The sequence below is a fragment of the Thalassospira sp. NFXS8 genome (genome assembly GCF_040148805.1).
Taxonomy (GTDB): domain Bacteria; phylum Pseudomonadota; class Alphaproteobacteria; order Rhodospirillales; family Thalassospiraceae; genus Thalassospira.
Genome location: NZ_JAGEMF010000001.1, coordinates 1,265,065 through 1,280,570, shown reverse-complemented (window position 1 = coordinate 1,280,570; position 15,506 = coordinate 1,265,065). Strand labels below are relative to the sequence as shown.

Here is a 15,506-nt window from a genome sequence, read left to right as displayed (position 1 = left end):
GGTTTTGCGCATTATAAAAGCCTGCCCCCGGCTGTTGCGAATGGGAGCAGGCTTTGAGAAAGGTTGCAGGGTAATCTGGTAAAAGCAGCTGAAATGCTAGCTGGCCGGCCTCGACATTACGGTAACGCCGTTTACCGTGATGCGGCCATCGGTCAGCAATTGCAGCTTATATTTGCTTGTGCCCTGTTTGCCGGGTTTGCCTGCTGCCAGGCCGTCGACGGCGGGCGGGAAAAGTGCGCCAAGGATGGTGGGGCTTTTCGGGGTTCCCAACAGATATTCCAGCTGGTCGCGTCCGATCAGGTCAAGGTCCAGTAACCCCTTAAAGCCATAGGCGGCCTTTTCCTGTGGTATGAACTGGCCTGTTCCGGCAGCTTCAAGGTTGCGGCTTTCGACATACAGGTTTTCAACATCAATCGGTTTGCCGGTTTTCAAGGCTTCGTGCCACAGGGCATTGGCAATGTTGTTGCGCACCAGTGCCGGGCGCATTCCTGACAGAAGGTCGGTTAAGCCCTGTTGCAATATCGGGCGGGCCTTTGCCCACTGAATGCCGGTGGCGTGGCCCGACAGGCGCACCGTGCGCGGCTGAAACAGGCCGGGCACCCACATGCCGTCATGGGTATAGTCAAGGCGGGTGGTGCCGTCATTATCGGGATATAGCGATAGTTCGGCTGATTTCATCGCCCCCATTTTTTCGCGGTTGGGGCCAGTCCATTCTGCGTCGCGCCAGGCAAGGTCCACCTTGCGCGGCAGCCACGAAATTTTCAGATCGCTGAGCAGCCAGTGCTGGCGCGAAACCGGTTCGTCGGCGCCAAGGAAATTGGCAAGGCCGGTAAAACCTTCCGGGCTTTGCGTTTGTGTGTTCCAGGTCACTGTGCCACGCGCATTATGCATGGTCAGGTTCCGCTGATTAATGGTTTCCTGTGCGCTGATGCGGGCCTGTTCAGGCAGATTGAAATCGATGTTGACATAACGGGGGATGTTTTTGTCGTCATTAACGTTGATCGCGACATTGTTTATTACAAGGTCGCGGTCACCTTCGTATCCGCCCAGGGGCACATGAACATTATCGTAACGAAAACGGGCAATGCCGTTGTCGCTGGTGGCAGATGTTTCAGTTGCCGTAACATCATGTTGCGCCATGATTTTTTGCAAAATCTGGCGGGCCTTGGCAACATCCATGGCCGAGGCGATACCGGGCATGGCAAGCAATGCGGCAGTCAGGCACAAAAAGGCCGTTAACCGGGGTGTTTTGCTGCCGGGTCGAAATCGAAAAACGGCCTTGTTCATTTATATCGTCTCGCTGGTCGTGAAGGAACGAATGCGAAGATATTGCAGGATTTTGGTAAAGATGGGGCAGTCCTGCTTTTGGGGCGTGTCACGATGTTGTGAAAACTCGTGTGTTATTATTTCTGGCGCGCCGGTTTTTTAAACAGAATGATGGCGTTTGGCGACATAAAGGCATGCGGGCATAGCCCATAAATCGGAATGTCGCGTTTTGATGTGCAACAGGACGGGCATACACGACCGATTTTGCCCGACAGGACGCGCGGACGACGCATGTGTGGCACCTTGCGCGAAAGCCTGGTGACGAAGGCCCGTTTTGGCGGCGACGCGTTATTTTTTGGCCCGCGCGCGCGGGCATAAAAGATGGCAAGCTGTTATTAAATGGTGTGTCGGCGGGTTTTGGGAAAGAAATACAGGCGCGCGGCATTTCAATGCGCAGGTTCCCCTTGCGTATCAGGTTGCATATCGGGGCTTTACGGGATGAGCATGAGTTTGAAAAGCGGGCAGGGGGCCGGGGATGACAGATAATTGTAATTTAATTTTGCGTTGCAATATATGCGGGTGTGCTAGACTTTTTTTGACGACGAATTGCGCAGGGATGCCTTTGCCTGTTTTATTTCGGATGGGGTGAAATGCCGTTGAACAGCAAGTCAACCAGCTGGTTGGCGGCTTTGACGATTTCGTCTTGTGAGGGGATGTATGGTGGAACCCGTTCAATGACAGTATCGCGCCATTGTCCCTGAATCATGGACAGGAACATTTTGGCGGTAAATTCAGGGTCGGGAATGTGCAAGGTCCCTGTGTTGTGAAGATGGCGGAAAAAGGAAATAATGACTTCGGTAACCGGTCTGGTACCGTTTTCCATGAAGGCTTCGCGAATGCCGGGAAACTGGTCCATCTCTAGCTGAAGGAAGCTCATCAGCCGGATGGATTCTTCGTCCAGGCATTTGTTTGTCATGATGATTGTGAAATTCAGCAGCGCATCGCGCGGCGGGGCGTCGTAAACAAGCGAAGTTTGCAGGATTTCGGAAAATTCCTGACACTTTTCGGTCACCACCGATGCAATAAGACCATCTTTGCCACCAAACGCTTCGTACAGGGTGGTACGGGAGCCACCGGAGCGGGAGATAACATCGTTTAACGTGACAGCAGCAAAACCTTTGGTCGACAGGATTTCCCATGTGGCATCCAGCATGGCCCGGCGACGGGCTTCACCACGGGAATTCTGTTTTGAAACGGGTTTTAAAGTGTCGCTCATGATTTTAACCGGCCTTATCTTTTTGGGGCTTGCTTCGGCACTGCACAATATGTACTGTACGGTACAGTTTATTTAAAGCAATGGCAATGCTGATTCAACGGCTTTGCATTTCGGGACTGGAAGGAAGAAAATTTTGTCGGTTCGTTCTTGTCTAAAAGCTGCCTGTCTGGCGGCAATGGTGATTTCTGTTGCTGCATGCGACGAACAAAAGGGCGGTGGCGATGCTGCAGCCCAGCAGGCTCCTGCAACCCAGGTAAATTTTGTCGAGGTGCAACCTCAGACAGTTGACCTGGTTGCGGAATTGCCGGGCCGTACCGTGGCATCACGCAAGGCAGATGTACGCCCGCAGGTGGACGGTATCATCAAGGAACGTAATTTCACAGAAGGTGCGACCGTGAAGGCGGGGCAGCAACTTTATCAGATTGACCAAAGTGTTTATCTGGCCAATCTGGATGCGGCAAAGGCTGAATTGGCGCGTGCGCAGGCAACGCTGGACCAGGCAACCAAAACCCGCGCCCGGTATGACAAGCTGATCAAGACCCAGGCGGTCAGTGAACAGGCCCGTGATGATGCGGTTGCCGCAGAAGCACAAGGCAAGGCCAGTGTTGCATCGGCCCGTGCCCAGATTGATCAGGCGCGCATTAACCTGGAATACACCACCGTAACAGCCCCGATCCCCGGCAAGATCGGTGCATCGACGGTCACCGAAGGGGCGCTGGTAACAGCAAACCAGGAGATGGCGCTGGCAACGATTACCCAGCTTGACCCGATTTATGTCGATGTCACCCAGGCGGGTGGTCGTCTGATGCGGATCAATCAGGGGATTGCATCGGGCCGGATCAAAAGCACGGCGGGCGACGATGGCGTTGATGTTCGCCTTGTTCTGGATTCAACCGGTGACAAATATGCCCATGTCGGCAAATTGCAGTTTTCGGATGTGACAGTGAATGAAACCACTGGCACCGTGCGGTTGCGGGCTGTTTTCGATAACCCGGAACAGATTTTGCTGCCCGGTATGTTTGTTCGGGCCTTTGTTGGCCAGGGTGAACTCGAAGATGCCTATCTGGTGCCGCAGCGTGCAGTCATGCGTCGCCCGGACGGATCGGCCTATGTCTTCACCATCAAGTCCGACAATACCGTCGAAGCCAGGGCACTGACGATTGAGCAGTCCAAGGGCGATGACTGGGTTGTGACAAAGGGACTGAACCCCGGAGACCACATCATTGTCGATGGCTTGCAGCGCGTTGGCCCCGGCGCACCGGTAACACCGGTTGCGGCAAAGGGCGACGATGCACAGCCGGCATCCCGGTAAGGATAGTATCTGATGGCAAAGTTTTTCATTGATCGCCCGGTATTTGCCTGGGTGATTGCCCTTGTAATCATGTTGGCGGGGGGGCTGTCGATTCTGCAATTGCCGATCGAACAGTACCCGTCCATTGCGCCGCCTTCGGTGAAGATATCGGCAACTTATCCTGGGGCATCGGCACAAACTGTTGAAAATACGGTCACCCAGGTGATCGAACAGCAGATGAACGGCCTTGATAATCTGCGTTATATGTCCTCGACCAGTGATTCAACCGGTCGTGCGCAGATTACCCTGACTTTTAACTCCGAAGCTGACCCGGACATTGCCCAGGTTCAGGTGCAAAACAAATTGCAGGCGGCAATGTCTGTTTTGCCAAGCCAGGTGCAGCAACAGGGCATTAATGTTACCAAATCCAGCGGGTCGTTCCTGATGGTGGTGGGGTTTGTGTCCTCCGATGGTAATATTGGTGCCTATGACCTGGCCGATTTCGTTTCCAACACCATCAAAGACCCGATTTCGCGTGTAAACGGCGTTGGCGATGTACAGGTGTTTGGTGCGCAGCACGCCATGCGGGTGTGGCTGAACCCAAATAGCCTGATCAGCTATGGGTTAACGGTTTCTGACGTTCGCAAAGCAATTGAAGATCAGAATACCGAAGTTTCGGCCGGTCAGATTGGCGGGGCACCTGCCGTCGAAGGCCAACAGATCAACGCAACCATTACGGCCCAAAGCCGCCTGCAGACGCCGGAAGAATTTTCCAACATTTTGCTGCGCGTGAACACCGATGGTTCGCAGGTTCGTCTTGGCGATGTTGCCCGCGTTGAAATCGGCGCGGAAAGCTATAACGTTGTTGCCCGTTACAATGGCAAGGATTCTGTTGGTATTGGTATCAACCTTGCCACCGGTGCCAACGCCCTTGATACGGCAGAAGCGGTAAAAAGCCGCGTTGTCGAGTTGCAGGATTACATGCCTGCCGGTGTGAAGGTTGTTTATCCTTACGATACGACACCGTTTGTTAAAATTTCGATCGAGGAAGTTGTCCATACGCTGGTTGAAGCCGTCGTACTGGTTTTCCTTGTGATGTTCCTGTTTTTGCAAAACTGGCGCGCCACCCTTATCCCGACCATCGCCGTTCCGGTGGTGTTGCTGGGGACGTTTGGCGTGCTGGCGGCGTTTGGCTATTCCATTAACACTTTGACCATGTTTGGCATGGTTCTCGCCATCGGCCTTCTGGTTGATGACGCCATCGTGGTTGTGGAAAACGTCGAACGTGTGATGTTTGAAGACGGTCTGTCCCCGCGTGATGCAACTCGCAAATCAATGGAACAGATCACCGGTGCCCTGATCGGTATCGCCCTTGTGCTGTCGGCCGTGTTTATTCCGATGGCTTTCTTCTCCGGTTCGACCGGGGCAATTTACCGTCAGTTCTCGATCACGATTGTGTCGGCAATGGTGCTGTCGGTGGTTGTTGCTATTGTTCTGACACCGGCCCTTTGCGCCACCTTGCTTAAAAACTCGCATCACGACCCTTATAGCCGTAAGGGCCTGTTTGGCCTGTTTAACCGCGGTTTTGACAAAACCAATACGTTCTACCAGAGCAGTGTTGGTCATGTTGTTAATCGCAAATGGCGCTATCTGGTGGTTTATGTTGGTCTGGTCGGTGGTCTTGGCTATCTGTTTACCCAATTGCCATCATCGTTTTTGCCCGATGAAGACCAGGGCATCATGTTCTCGATGGTGCAATTGCCTGCAGGTGCCACGCAGGAACGTACAATTGGTGTTCTGAAAAAGGTCGAAGACCATTTTCTGAATGACGAAAAAGAAAATGTGAATGGCATCTTTACCGTTGCAGGCTTCAGTTTTGCCGGTAGCGGGCAAAATGCCGGTATCGCCTTCGTCAGCCTGAAAGACTGGTCGCAACGTACCGAGCCGCAACAGGCGGTCAAGGCGATCATTGGCCGGGCCTATGGCTTCTTTGCCCAGATCAAGGAAGGCATGGTGTTTGCCTTTACCCCGCCGGCGATTGTCGAACTGGGTACGGCAAACGGCTTTGACATGCAGCTGGTGGATCGCGGGGCCGTTGGCCACGATGCGCTGGTTGCTGCGCGTAACCAGTTGCTCGGCATGGCGGCCCAAAACCCGGCAGTTCAGGGCGTTCGTCCGAACGGTCTGGATGACATGCCGCAATTCGAGGTGAATATTGACCAGGAAAAGGCCAAGGCACTTGGTCTTTCCATCGGCGATATCAACGATACCCTGTCCACTGCCTGGGGGTCGAGCTACGTTAACGACTTCATGGAAAAAGGCCGGGTTAAAAAGGTTTATATTCAGGCTGATGCAAAATATCGCATGATGCCAAAGGATATGGACAACTGGTATGTCCGTAACGACAAGGGCGAAATGGTGCCGATTTCGGCATTTGCGACCACGTCGTGGGGCTATGGTTCGCCGCGTCTGGAACGCTTTAGCGGTTTGTCATCCCTTAATATTCAGGGGCAGGCGGCACCGGGGGTCAGTTCTGGCGATGCGATGAATGCCATGGCAGATATGGTTTCCAAGCTGCCAGCCGGTATTGGTCTGGAATGGACGGGGCTGTCCTATGAAGAACGCGCGGCTGGTGACCAGGCGCCGGCCCTGTATGCCTTGTCGGTTATTGTTGTGTTCCTGTGCCTTGCCGCCCTTTACGAAAGCTGGTCGATCCCGGTTTCCGTGATGCTGGTGGTGCCGCTGGGCGTTTTGGGTGCCGTTGCGGCAGCTTTGCTGCGCGGTTTGCCCGATGACGTGTATTTCCAGGTGGCCCTGTTGACCACAATTGGCTTGTCGGCAAAGAACGCCATTCTGATTGTTGAATTCGCCCGCGATCTTTACGAAGACGGGATGGATTTGCTTGATGCAACGGTGGAAGCGGCGCGGCAACGTTTGCGCCCGATCATTATGACGTCGATGGCATTTACGCTGGGTGTTTTGCCCCTTGCGATCAGTAGCGGTGCCGGGGCAGCAGCCCGTATTGCCGTGGGTACTGGCGTGATGGGCGGGATGATAGCCGCAACGGTTCTGGCAATTTTCTTCGTGCCGCTGTTCTTTATGGTGATTGTCGGCACGTTCTCGCGCCGCCAGGTTCAGCACAAGGAAAAGCCGGTTATCGACGATAGCCCGGAACTATAGAAACCAGGTCCCGGTGGTTGGTTTCGATCACCGGGACATTAATCAGCGGGGCTGACATTTATGTTGGTCCCGCACATGAAAAAGCCGGCCCGTTGCCGGACCGGCTTTGTTCCCGCGCCTTCGACGGTCTGCAGAATAATCTGCAAGTCCCCCGACCCCGCCGTCGGTTGCGCGTGACGAAGAGCCGGTGCAAACGCACCGGCTCTTTTGTTTTGGCCAAATGCGTGGGGATCGTCAAGGTCGGATATAGCTAAATCGACTGTATAGATCCGTATTATCGCATTGGGATAGGCGGAACCAGCTGCAACGTGCTGCGTTTAGCTATCAATGGTTTGTTTTTCCAATTTGCCGTGTCCCTTGCGAGAATCGGAAAATCGACCATTTTCTGATAAATGCCCGATGCCGTTCTGGCGCGCTGGCAGCCCCCTTATGATCCTGCCTTGTGTTCTTTCTACGCCCGAAACGCATTCCTGGCCTGTTCGTCGTGTCTGCGAAAGGAACCTTTATGTCCCGAACTATTGCCGAAACCATTGTCGATATGCTGGCCGATGCTGGTGTAAAACGCCTGTATGCGGTTACCGGCGACAGCCTGAATTTGCTAAATGATGCCATCCGCCGCGACGGACGCATTGACTGGGTTCATGTGCGCCACGAAGAAGCCGGTGCCTATGCCGCCATGGCCGAAGGGGTGCTGGGGGGAATTGGCTGTTGTGCGGGCAGTTCCGGCCCCGGCCATGTGCATTTGATTAACGGATTATATGATGCGCACCGCTGGGGCGCGCCGGTGATTGCGCTGCCATCTACCATCGACCGTGCCGATTATGGCATGGAATCGTTCCAGGAAACCGACCTTGGCATGTTTGATGGCTGTAGCTGGTATAATGAACTGGCGCAAATCCCCGAACAGGCACCGCGCATGTTGCAACAGGCGCTGCAAAACGCCATCACCCGCAAAGGTGTGGGCGTTTTTGGTTATAGCGGCGATATCCTGCCGCTTGATTTGCCCGAAACCTCCATCGCATCACCGGTTTATCGGCCCGAAACCATCGTTCGGCCCGACGATGCGACGCTTGATGAACTGGCCGATTTGCTCGCCAATGCCAAACGCCCGCTTATTTATGGCGGAATGGGGTGCGACCATGCCCGTGCGCAGGTGCGTGAACTGGCCCGTCGCCTTAATGCGCCGCTGGGCTGGACGTTAAAAGGTAAAATGGCGCTGGAGCACGACAACCCCAACGGCATTGGCATGACCGGGTTTATTGGCGGCAAGGCCTGTGCCGATGCCATTGCCAAAGCCGATGTGGTGTTGTTGCTGGGAACGGATTTTCCGTGGAAGGACTTTTTAAAAACCGATGCCCGCATTGCCCAGATATTAACGCATGGCGAACGGCTGGGGCGGCGCACCCATGTTGAAATGGGCCTGATTGGCGATGTGCGCGCCACACTGGATGCCTTGTTGCCGCGCCTTAAAAACCGCGACGATGACAGCTTTTTGAAAGACCGGCGCGACGTTTACACATCCGATCAGGAAGGTTTGGCACGCCACGCCAAAGACGGCGGCAAAACCGGCGAAATCAGCCCGGAATATTTAACCGCCATGATCAGCAAATATGCCGATGACGACGCCATTTTCACCGCTGATACCGGCATGACCACGGTATGGGCGGCACGTTATCTTGAAAGTACCGGTAAACGGGCCTTTATGGGGTCGTTCTCGCACGGGTCGATGGCCAATGCCATGCCCCAGGCCATGGGGGCCGCGCTGGCAGGCGAGGGGCGGCAAAGCATTGCCCTGTGTGGCGATGGCGGGCTGTCGATGCTGATGGGGGACCTTGCCACCATCGGGCAGTATCAGTTGCCGGTTAAAATGGTGGTCTATAACAATTCCAGCCTTGGCATGGTTGAAATTGAAATGCAGTTGGCCGGTTTGCCCAATTACCAGACCGAAATGACCAACCCCGATTTCGCCCAAATCGCCAGAGCCTGCAATATCAAGGGTGTAACGGTGAATGACCCGGAAAAAGTCGATGATGCCATTCGGAGCGCAATGGCACATGACGGCCCCGTATTGCTGGATGTAAAAACCGACCGCTATGCCGTGGCAATGCCGCCCCATACTTCTGTTGATCAGCTTGGCAGCTATGCGCTTAGCGAAGCAAAAATGATTCTTTCGGGGCGTGGTACCGAAGTGATCGACCAGATTTCGACCAATTTCAAATATCTGCGTGATCTGTAACAGCAAGGGGGCCTATGCCCCCTGCCGGTTTTTAACGTTATGGGCCTTAACAATGGAACACCCCGCATGAAACAGAAAGAAAGCATCCTTGCCGCGTTTAACGGCGGCAACGGCCCGATCCGCGCCATTTTACCCCTTATTGCCATTGTGGGGACTGTGGTTTGCCTGCTTGGTGCCGTCTGGGAGGATGACTGGTTATGGGGGCTGGTTGTGTTCCTGCCGGTGCTTGTGATTGCCGTGCATGACGTTACCCAGCGCGATTACGCGGTGCTGCGCAATTACCCGGTTCTGGGCTGGGCGCGCTATCTGTTTCAGGATTTACGGCCCTATTTGCGGTCCTATATCGTCGAGGGTGACCTTGAAGGCCGCCCGTTTAACCAGGACCAGCGCCGTCTGGTTTATGAACGCGCGCGTGGGCAGGAAGATAACCACCCCTTTGGCACCGAGCTTGATGTTTACGCCCACGAATATAAATGGATCAGCCATTCGATTGCTGCCAAAGAAGTCCCCGATATTGACCCGCGCATTACCATTGGCGGCCCGCAATGCACGCAGCCCTATAGTGCGTCGATCCTCAATATTTCGGCCATGAGCTTTGGCTCCCTGTCGGCCCGCGCGATCGAGGCGCTGAATACCGGGGCCAAAATGGGCAACTTCGCCCATGATACCGGCGAAGGTTCGATCAGCCCCTATCACCGCAAGGGCGGCGGTGATCTGATCTGGGAATTGGGCTCGGGCTATTTTGGCTGCCGCACGCAGGATGGCAATTTTGATGAAGACCTGTTTGTCAAAGCTGCCTGTACCGATCAGGTTAAAATGATCGAAATAAAACTTAGCCAGGGGGCCAAACCCGGCCATGGCGGGGTGCTGCCCGGTGCCAAAGTTACCCCCGAAATCGCCCAAACCCGCAAAGTGCCAGAGGGCGAGGATTGCATTTCGCCCGCGTCCCACAAAGCCTTTTCCACCCCGCGCGAAATGCTGCATTTCGCCGCCCGCCTGCGCGATCTATCGGGCGGCAAGCCGGTTGGCATCAAGCTGTGTGTTGGTCATCCGCACGAACCGTTTGCTATTGCCAAGGCCATGCTGGAAACCGGCATCTATCTTGATTTCATCGTGGTTGACGGGGCCGAAGGCGGCACCGGTGCCGCCCCGATAGAGCTGTCAAACCATGTTGGCCTGCCGCTCTATGACGGGCTGGTGATTATGCGTAATGCGCTGGTGGGAACCGGCCTTAAAAAACATGTGCGTTTGGGGGCTAGTGGCAAGGTTCATTCCGGCAGTGGTGTGGCCCATGCCATTGCACTCGGCGCTGACTGGGTGAATGCCGCCCGGGCCTTCATGTTCTCGATTGGCTGCATTCAATCCATGAGCTGCCATAAAGGCAACTGCCCCACGGGCATCGCAACCCAGGACCCGCGCCGCCAGCGGGGGCTGGTGGTAGAAGACAAGGCCGAACAGGTCGAACGCTTCCACCGCAAAACCGTCCACGCGGCCCTGCAAATTTCAAGCTCTGCCGGGCTGGACAGCATCCACGACCTCGAACCCCATCACCTGTTTCACCGCATCAGCCCCACAGAAGCCCGTACGGCGGACCAGATTTACCCGTTCGTCGCCGAAAACCAATTGGTCGATGCTCCGGAAGACACACCGTATGATCTTTGGTGGCAGGCCGCGTCAGTGGATAGTTTTGACGTTGCCAAGAATGTGGGGGATCGGCACAAGGCAGAGGCTATGGAGATTTAAGACGATGTAGCTAATTCATTTGAATATATCAGAACCATGACTTGGAAATTTACGATTTTTAATCGATATTGATTTCTGATAGCCAGGTTTTTATTTCCTTAATCATGCTGATGTGAGGCCTGCCGAAGTTGTCGATGAAGAAACTATTTTTCTTAGACATTTCTTTTTGGGTATCTGCATCTGCTAGGTCGTATTTTATAGTATTTTTAACGTTCTCTAGGTAAGAGGGATCTGTACGTGGGTCGGCTTTGTCTAATCGGGATGCCTTTATAATTTGATCATAACTTAATTCACCATCTATTGGTTTCAATATGTTCGGTTGGTTTGCGAAGAAATAACAAACGATTGCTACGGTGATTTGAACGAAAGATACGTATCTTTTTTGCTCTGACATGTTCATTATTATGGCGAAATAGGTTAGTGTTCTTTCAATTTCTCTAAACGATGGTTGGTAGTACTTTATTAGTGATAAAAGAATTTGAACAGTATCCGTGTTGAGTATTTTTTCACCATCTTCTGACATTTTATTTAATGCGTGTTTGAAAAAAATTGAACCGAGGTCTTTATATTCGTTTGATGGTCTCGGTAATTCTATCCATAAATGAATGAATTTGTGGAGATAGTTTGTTGCGTTGATTTCTGATCCGTACTTGGCTCTGATTGAATTCTCAAGCTGAAGTCTGTTTGTGACCAGAAGGAACGTGATTCCTTTTACGGAAAATAGGTGCTTTATTTGCTCTAACAACTCCAACGCAAAGTCTGGGCGACAGCGATCTAATTCGTCGATAATAAAGACGAGTGGTGCGCCTTCGCCCGCTTCTTCGGAGAATTCCGTTAGGTATTCCTTAAATTTGTTTAGATTTAATTTATCTTTTTTTGCATTTTCGAGTTTTTCGTCAACGATGTGATCTATTTCTTTTGATCTTAAGTCTGACATAAAATTCTCAGCCGAATCAATGTCGCTTCCATCTATTATTCCAGCTGTTCCAGCTTTGGCAGCTACTTTGACTATTCCTCTTGTTATTGACTTTAAGGCTTTAGACGCTTTTTCTCGAAAATTCTTTTGTTTTTGTTTATCAGTTTCTGGGATGAGTTGGTATATTTCAGACGCTAGAGTAAGGAAGGGGTCTTTTTGGTAATCATTTTCAAACGCATCAAAATATATTGACTTGATTTTATTTTCGCGATGGTTGGTGGTGTGTCCGCGCCACATTTTTATGAACGTGCTTTTGCCTTCACCCCACCCCGCATTTAAAGCGATCACCGGGTTGTCATCTGATTTTTCAATCAAATTTGCTAACCGTTCCCCGAAGTCTTTACGTGTAAATATGTCTATTTCAGGGGCGAAGCCGCGGTCTGGAGAAATTTCTAACTCGGGGTAAGTTATTTTCATCTTTTCTGATGTCCCGTTTAGTAGTGTGTGTTTACTCCGGTATCTATTTTAAGGATAGATGAATTCATTTGTGAAGTAGAATTTTGACTAAAAAAGAACCTCAAAAAAAGTTGCTTTTACGAAGTTTCAATTTTGTAAGTTCAGCTTGAAACAGCCTTCACCAACTTATCCAAAAACACCTCACACCGGACCAACTGATCGAGGGCAATAAACTCGTCCGGCTTGTGCGCCTGTTCGATATTGCCGGGGCCGCAAACCACGGTGGGGATGTCGCCCAGTTCGGCGAAAATGCCCGCTTCGGTGCCAAAGCTGACTTTGCCAGTGGTATTCGCCCCGGTCAGTTCCATGACAAGGCGGGTCACGTCGTCGTCATCCCCGGTGGCAAGGCCGGCGACATCGGCAACGGTTTCAATTTCGATGCCGACCTCGGGGTAGGTTTGGCGCATTTCCGGGATTAAGGTATTGTCGAGATAGTCCTGAATGGTTTTGCGGATTTCCGCGCGATCATGCAGGGGCAGGTTGCGATATTCAAAATCGAACCAGCAATTTTGCGGAATGATATTAAGCTGGGTGCCGCCCTGGATCAGCCCGGTATGGACCGTGGTGTGGTTGGGGACAAAATCGTTATCGTGCGGGCCTTCGTCGCGGAATTTTGCGCCGAGTTTTTTAAGAAACACAATCAGTTCGGCGGCAAACTCAACCGCGTTCACCCCTTCGCCCGGAAGGGACGAATGGCCTGAACGGCCCGTAACATGGGCGCGGCCGGAAAACTTGCCTTTATGCTGGGTAATGACCTGCATGCTGGTCGGTTCGCCGACAATGCACATGGCCGGTTTGCAATTGAGATCGTTGATCATTTCAACCAGGCGCGGTGCGCCGATGCAGCCCACTTCCTCGTCATAGGTAAAGGCGATGTGGATCGGTACGCGCAGATTGGCGCTGGCGAAAAGTTCTGCCTTGCCCATCAGGCAGGCGAGGAAGCCCTTCATATCGCAGGAGCCCCGGCCATAAAGTTTGTCGCCGCGAATTTCGGTGGTGAACGGGTCGCTTTGCCAGACCTGGCCTTCGACCGGCACCACATCGCTATGGCCCGAAAGGATCACCCCGCCGGGAATATCCGGCCCGATAGAGGCATAAAGGTTGGCTTTGCCATGATCGTCGTCAAACACCGTATGGCAGCGATAACCAAGCCCTTGCAGGAAGTCCTGCGCCTGGTTGATCAGGTCCAGGTTGGAATCCATGCTGGTGGTTTTGTGGCTGATCAGTTTTTCAAGCCAATCCAGGGTTTTTTCGGTCGGGTGTGCGCTCATTCGACAAACTGTTCCTTTAGAATACGTTCTTCAAGATTGTGTTCCGGGTCAAACAGCAGCCGGATTTTCATGCTGCGATCCTCGCGGACAATGACCTTGGAAACATCACGGACTTCGGTGTAATCGGCCACGGCGGAAACCGGGCGTTTTTCGGCATCAAGAATTTCAAAAACAACCTCGGCCCGTTCGGGCAGCAAGGCCCCGCGCCAGCGACGCGGACGAAACGGGCTGATCGGGGTCAGGGCCATTAAACCGCTGCCCATGGGCAAAATCGGCCCGTGGGCAGACAGGTTATAGGCCGTGCTACCCGCCGGGGTACACACAAGTGCGCCATCACAAACCAGTTCGGGCAGGCGTTCCACCCCGTCTATTTTAATGCGTAATTTTGCGGCTTGCCGGGTTTCACGAAGAAGCGATACCTCGTTAATGGCAAGGGCGCACAGGCTGCCGCCATCCTTGGTGTGGGCTTCCATTTGTAACGGGTGCAGTTCCACCGTTTGGGATTCTGCAATGCGGTCGGGCAAATCGATTTCGCGAAATTCATTCATCAAAAAGCCGACGGTGCCCCGGTTCATGCCATAAATCGGCACCTTGCGCCCCATATAGCGATGCAGGGTTTCAAGCATGAAACCATCACCGCCGAGCGCGACAATCACCTCGGCCTTGTCGGGCGAAACATGGCCGTAGCGATGCTTGAGCCGATACATGGCATCCTGAGCAATTTTGGTTTCGGCGGCGACAAAGGCGATTGAATGAATATACATTTTTTATCCGTCGAGGCGGGAATGGCCACGTGGGCCGTCACGATAAGGTCCGACACACGATATGGACCGGAAAGGCACCCGGCGCAATCAGCCTGCAAATAGAGCCTTATTGATTTGGAATTGCAAGGGGCTGGCACAAAAACAGCCCGATCGGGGATGAAAGAAAGGTGATATATCTCACGTCGTTATCCTCAGGTGTTATTGACCTTGGGGCTAAAAGAGGTAACCCTTTGCATAGTTATGGTCACATTACGGCGTATCAAAACGATATGAGCGACATCCGACACCTGACACCGCTGGTTCTTGGCGATGATGACGAAAATGAAGATGGCTGGCGCCGTGATGGCAAAGGCGATGGCGAACGTCGGTTGCAATTGCGCACCCCGCGCGACCCCAACGGGACCCGGCAAAAACTGCTGGATGCCGGGTTTGCCGAAATTCGCCGGGCCGGGGTAGACGGGGCATCGATTGCCAATATTATTGACCTGGCCGGAGTGACCAAAGGCGCACTTTACCACCATTTTCGCAGTAAAGCGCAATTGGCAAATGCGGTGATTGACGAATGCCTGCCAGCCTATATCGATGATATATGGCTGGATGCGCTGGCCTTTGAACAGGATGTTTTACCCGTTTTGATGGCGCAGGTAGACAGGCTTGGCACCCGTGATGCCCCGGAAATATTAAATCACGGTTGCCCGCTGGCCCGGCTGGCTTCGGGGGCTGATAACATGGACGATGCCACCCGCAAACGGGTTGATAGCGTTTATCGCTATTGGCGGCGCGGGCTGGCCGGGCATATCAGCCGGTCGCAATTTGGCAAATATGTTCGCACCGACATTCAGGCATCGTCTGTGGCCGAGTTTATCATGGCCACCCTGCATGGTTATCTTAGCCGCCCGCCGGTTTTGCGCAGTAGCGATGTTCACGCGGCCTTTGCCGGTGAATATGCCCGCTATCTTAGCAGCCTGCGCCCCTGATTTTAACGCGAACGGTGTGCTTATCCGTCTTGCCCTGAGGTTGGGGCGGGGGTATCTTCCTGTATGGGGT

General features: G+C 53.2%; 11 protein-coding genes. 6 read left to right on the top strand and 5 right to left on the bottom strand.

Going from position 1 to position 15,506, the window contains the following annotated elements; translation table 11 throughout:
* Positions 1–96: 96 nt before the first annotated feature.
* Positions 97–1,287, bottom strand: coding sequence for a hypothetical protein (locus tag J4E05_RS05840; RefSeq protein ID WP_349593259.1), 1,191 nt, complete (start codon positions 1,285–1,287; stop codon positions 97–99).
* Between the two features lie 198 nt (positions 1,288–1,485).
* Here J4E05_RS05840 and J4E05_RS05835 point away from each other — a divergent pair, with 198 nt between their 5' ends.
* Positions 1,486–1,644, top strand: a complete 159-nt coding sequence (locus J4E05_RS05835; protein WP_349593256.1) for a hypothetical protein — start codon at positions 1,486–1,488, stop codon at positions 1,642–1,644.
* 253 nt (positions 1,645–1,897) lie between these two features.
* On the opposite strand, the gene J4E05_RS05830 is transcribed toward J4E05_RS05835, so the two are convergent.
* Positions 1,898–2,542, bottom strand: a complete 645-nt coding sequence (locus J4E05_RS05830; protein WP_349593254.1) for a TetR/AcrR family transcriptional regulator — start codon at positions 2,540–2,542, stop codon at positions 1,898–1,900.
* A gap of 133 nt (positions 2,543–2,675) precedes the next feature.
* On the opposite strand from J4E05_RS05830, the gene J4E05_RS05825 reads away from it, so the two are divergent.
* The 4 genes from J4E05_RS05825 to J4E05_RS05810 all read left to right on the top strand — a co-directional run bounded on the left by J4E05_RS05825 (position 2,676) and on the right by J4E05_RS05810 (position 10,992).
* Positions 2,676–3,854: an efflux RND transporter periplasmic adaptor subunit gene (locus J4E05_RS05825; RefSeq protein WP_349593251.1), complete on the top strand. Its 1,179-nt coding sequence runs from the start codon at positions 2,676–2,678 to the stop codon at positions 3,852–3,854.
* 12 nt (positions 3,855–3,866) lie between these two features.
* The gene (locus tag J4E05_RS05820) at positions 3,867–7,013 is read left to right on the top strand and encodes an efflux RND transporter permease subunit (RefSeq protein ID WP_349593248.1); all 3,147 of its coding nucleotides are present in this window, start codon (positions 3,867–3,869) and stop codon (positions 7,011–7,013) included.
* A gap of 505 nt (positions 7,014–7,518) precedes the next feature.
* A complete protein-coding gene (locus J4E05_RS05815) occupies positions 7,519–9,249 on the top strand; it encodes a thiamine pyrophosphate-dependent enzyme (protein WP_349593245.1) in 1,731 nt (576 codons plus the stop codon).
* A 66-nt stretch (positions 9,250–9,315) separates the two neighbouring features.
* Positions 9,316–10,992: an FMN-binding glutamate synthase family protein gene (locus J4E05_RS05810; RefSeq protein ID WP_349593242.1), complete on the top strand. Its 1,677-nt coding sequence runs from the start codon at positions 9,316–9,318 to the stop codon at positions 10,990–10,992.
* Positions 10,993–11,050: 58 nt separating this feature from the next.
* Here the strand turns inward: J4E05_RS05810 and J4E05_RS05805 are convergent, their stop codons facing one another.
* The 3 genes from J4E05_RS05805 to J4E05_RS05795 form a co-directional block, all read right to left on the bottom strand.
* Entirely contained in the window at positions 11,051–12,385 is a 1,335-nt protein-coding gene (locus tag J4E05_RS05805) for a KAP family P-loop NTPase fold protein (RefSeq protein ID WP_349593239.1), read from the bottom strand.
* A 140-nt stretch (positions 12,386–12,525) separates the two neighbouring features.
* On the bottom strand, positions 12,526–13,695 hold the full coding sequence (gene argE / locus J4E05_RS05800; RefSeq protein WP_349593237.1) for an acetylornithine deacetylase: 1,170 nt from the start codon (positions 13,693–13,695) through the stop codon (positions 12,526–12,528).
* Positions 13,692–14,459, bottom strand: coding sequence for an NAD kinase (locus tag J4E05_RS05795; protein ID WP_349593234.1), 768 nt, complete (start codon positions 14,457–14,459; stop codon positions 13,692–13,694). The genes argE and J4E05_RS05795 overlap by 4 nt, the downstream gene beginning before the upstream one ends.
* Positions 14,460–14,728: 269 nt before the next feature.
* Here J4E05_RS05795 and J4E05_RS05790 point away from each other — a divergent pair, with 269 nt between their 5' ends.
* Positions 14,729–15,436 carry a TetR/AcrR family transcriptional regulator gene (locus tag J4E05_RS05790; protein WP_085589242.1) on the top strand — a complete coding sequence of 236 codons (708 nt, stop codon included), beginning with the start codon at positions 14,729–14,731 and terminating at the stop codon, positions 15,434–15,436.
* Positions 15,437–15,506: the final 70 nt, after the last annotated feature.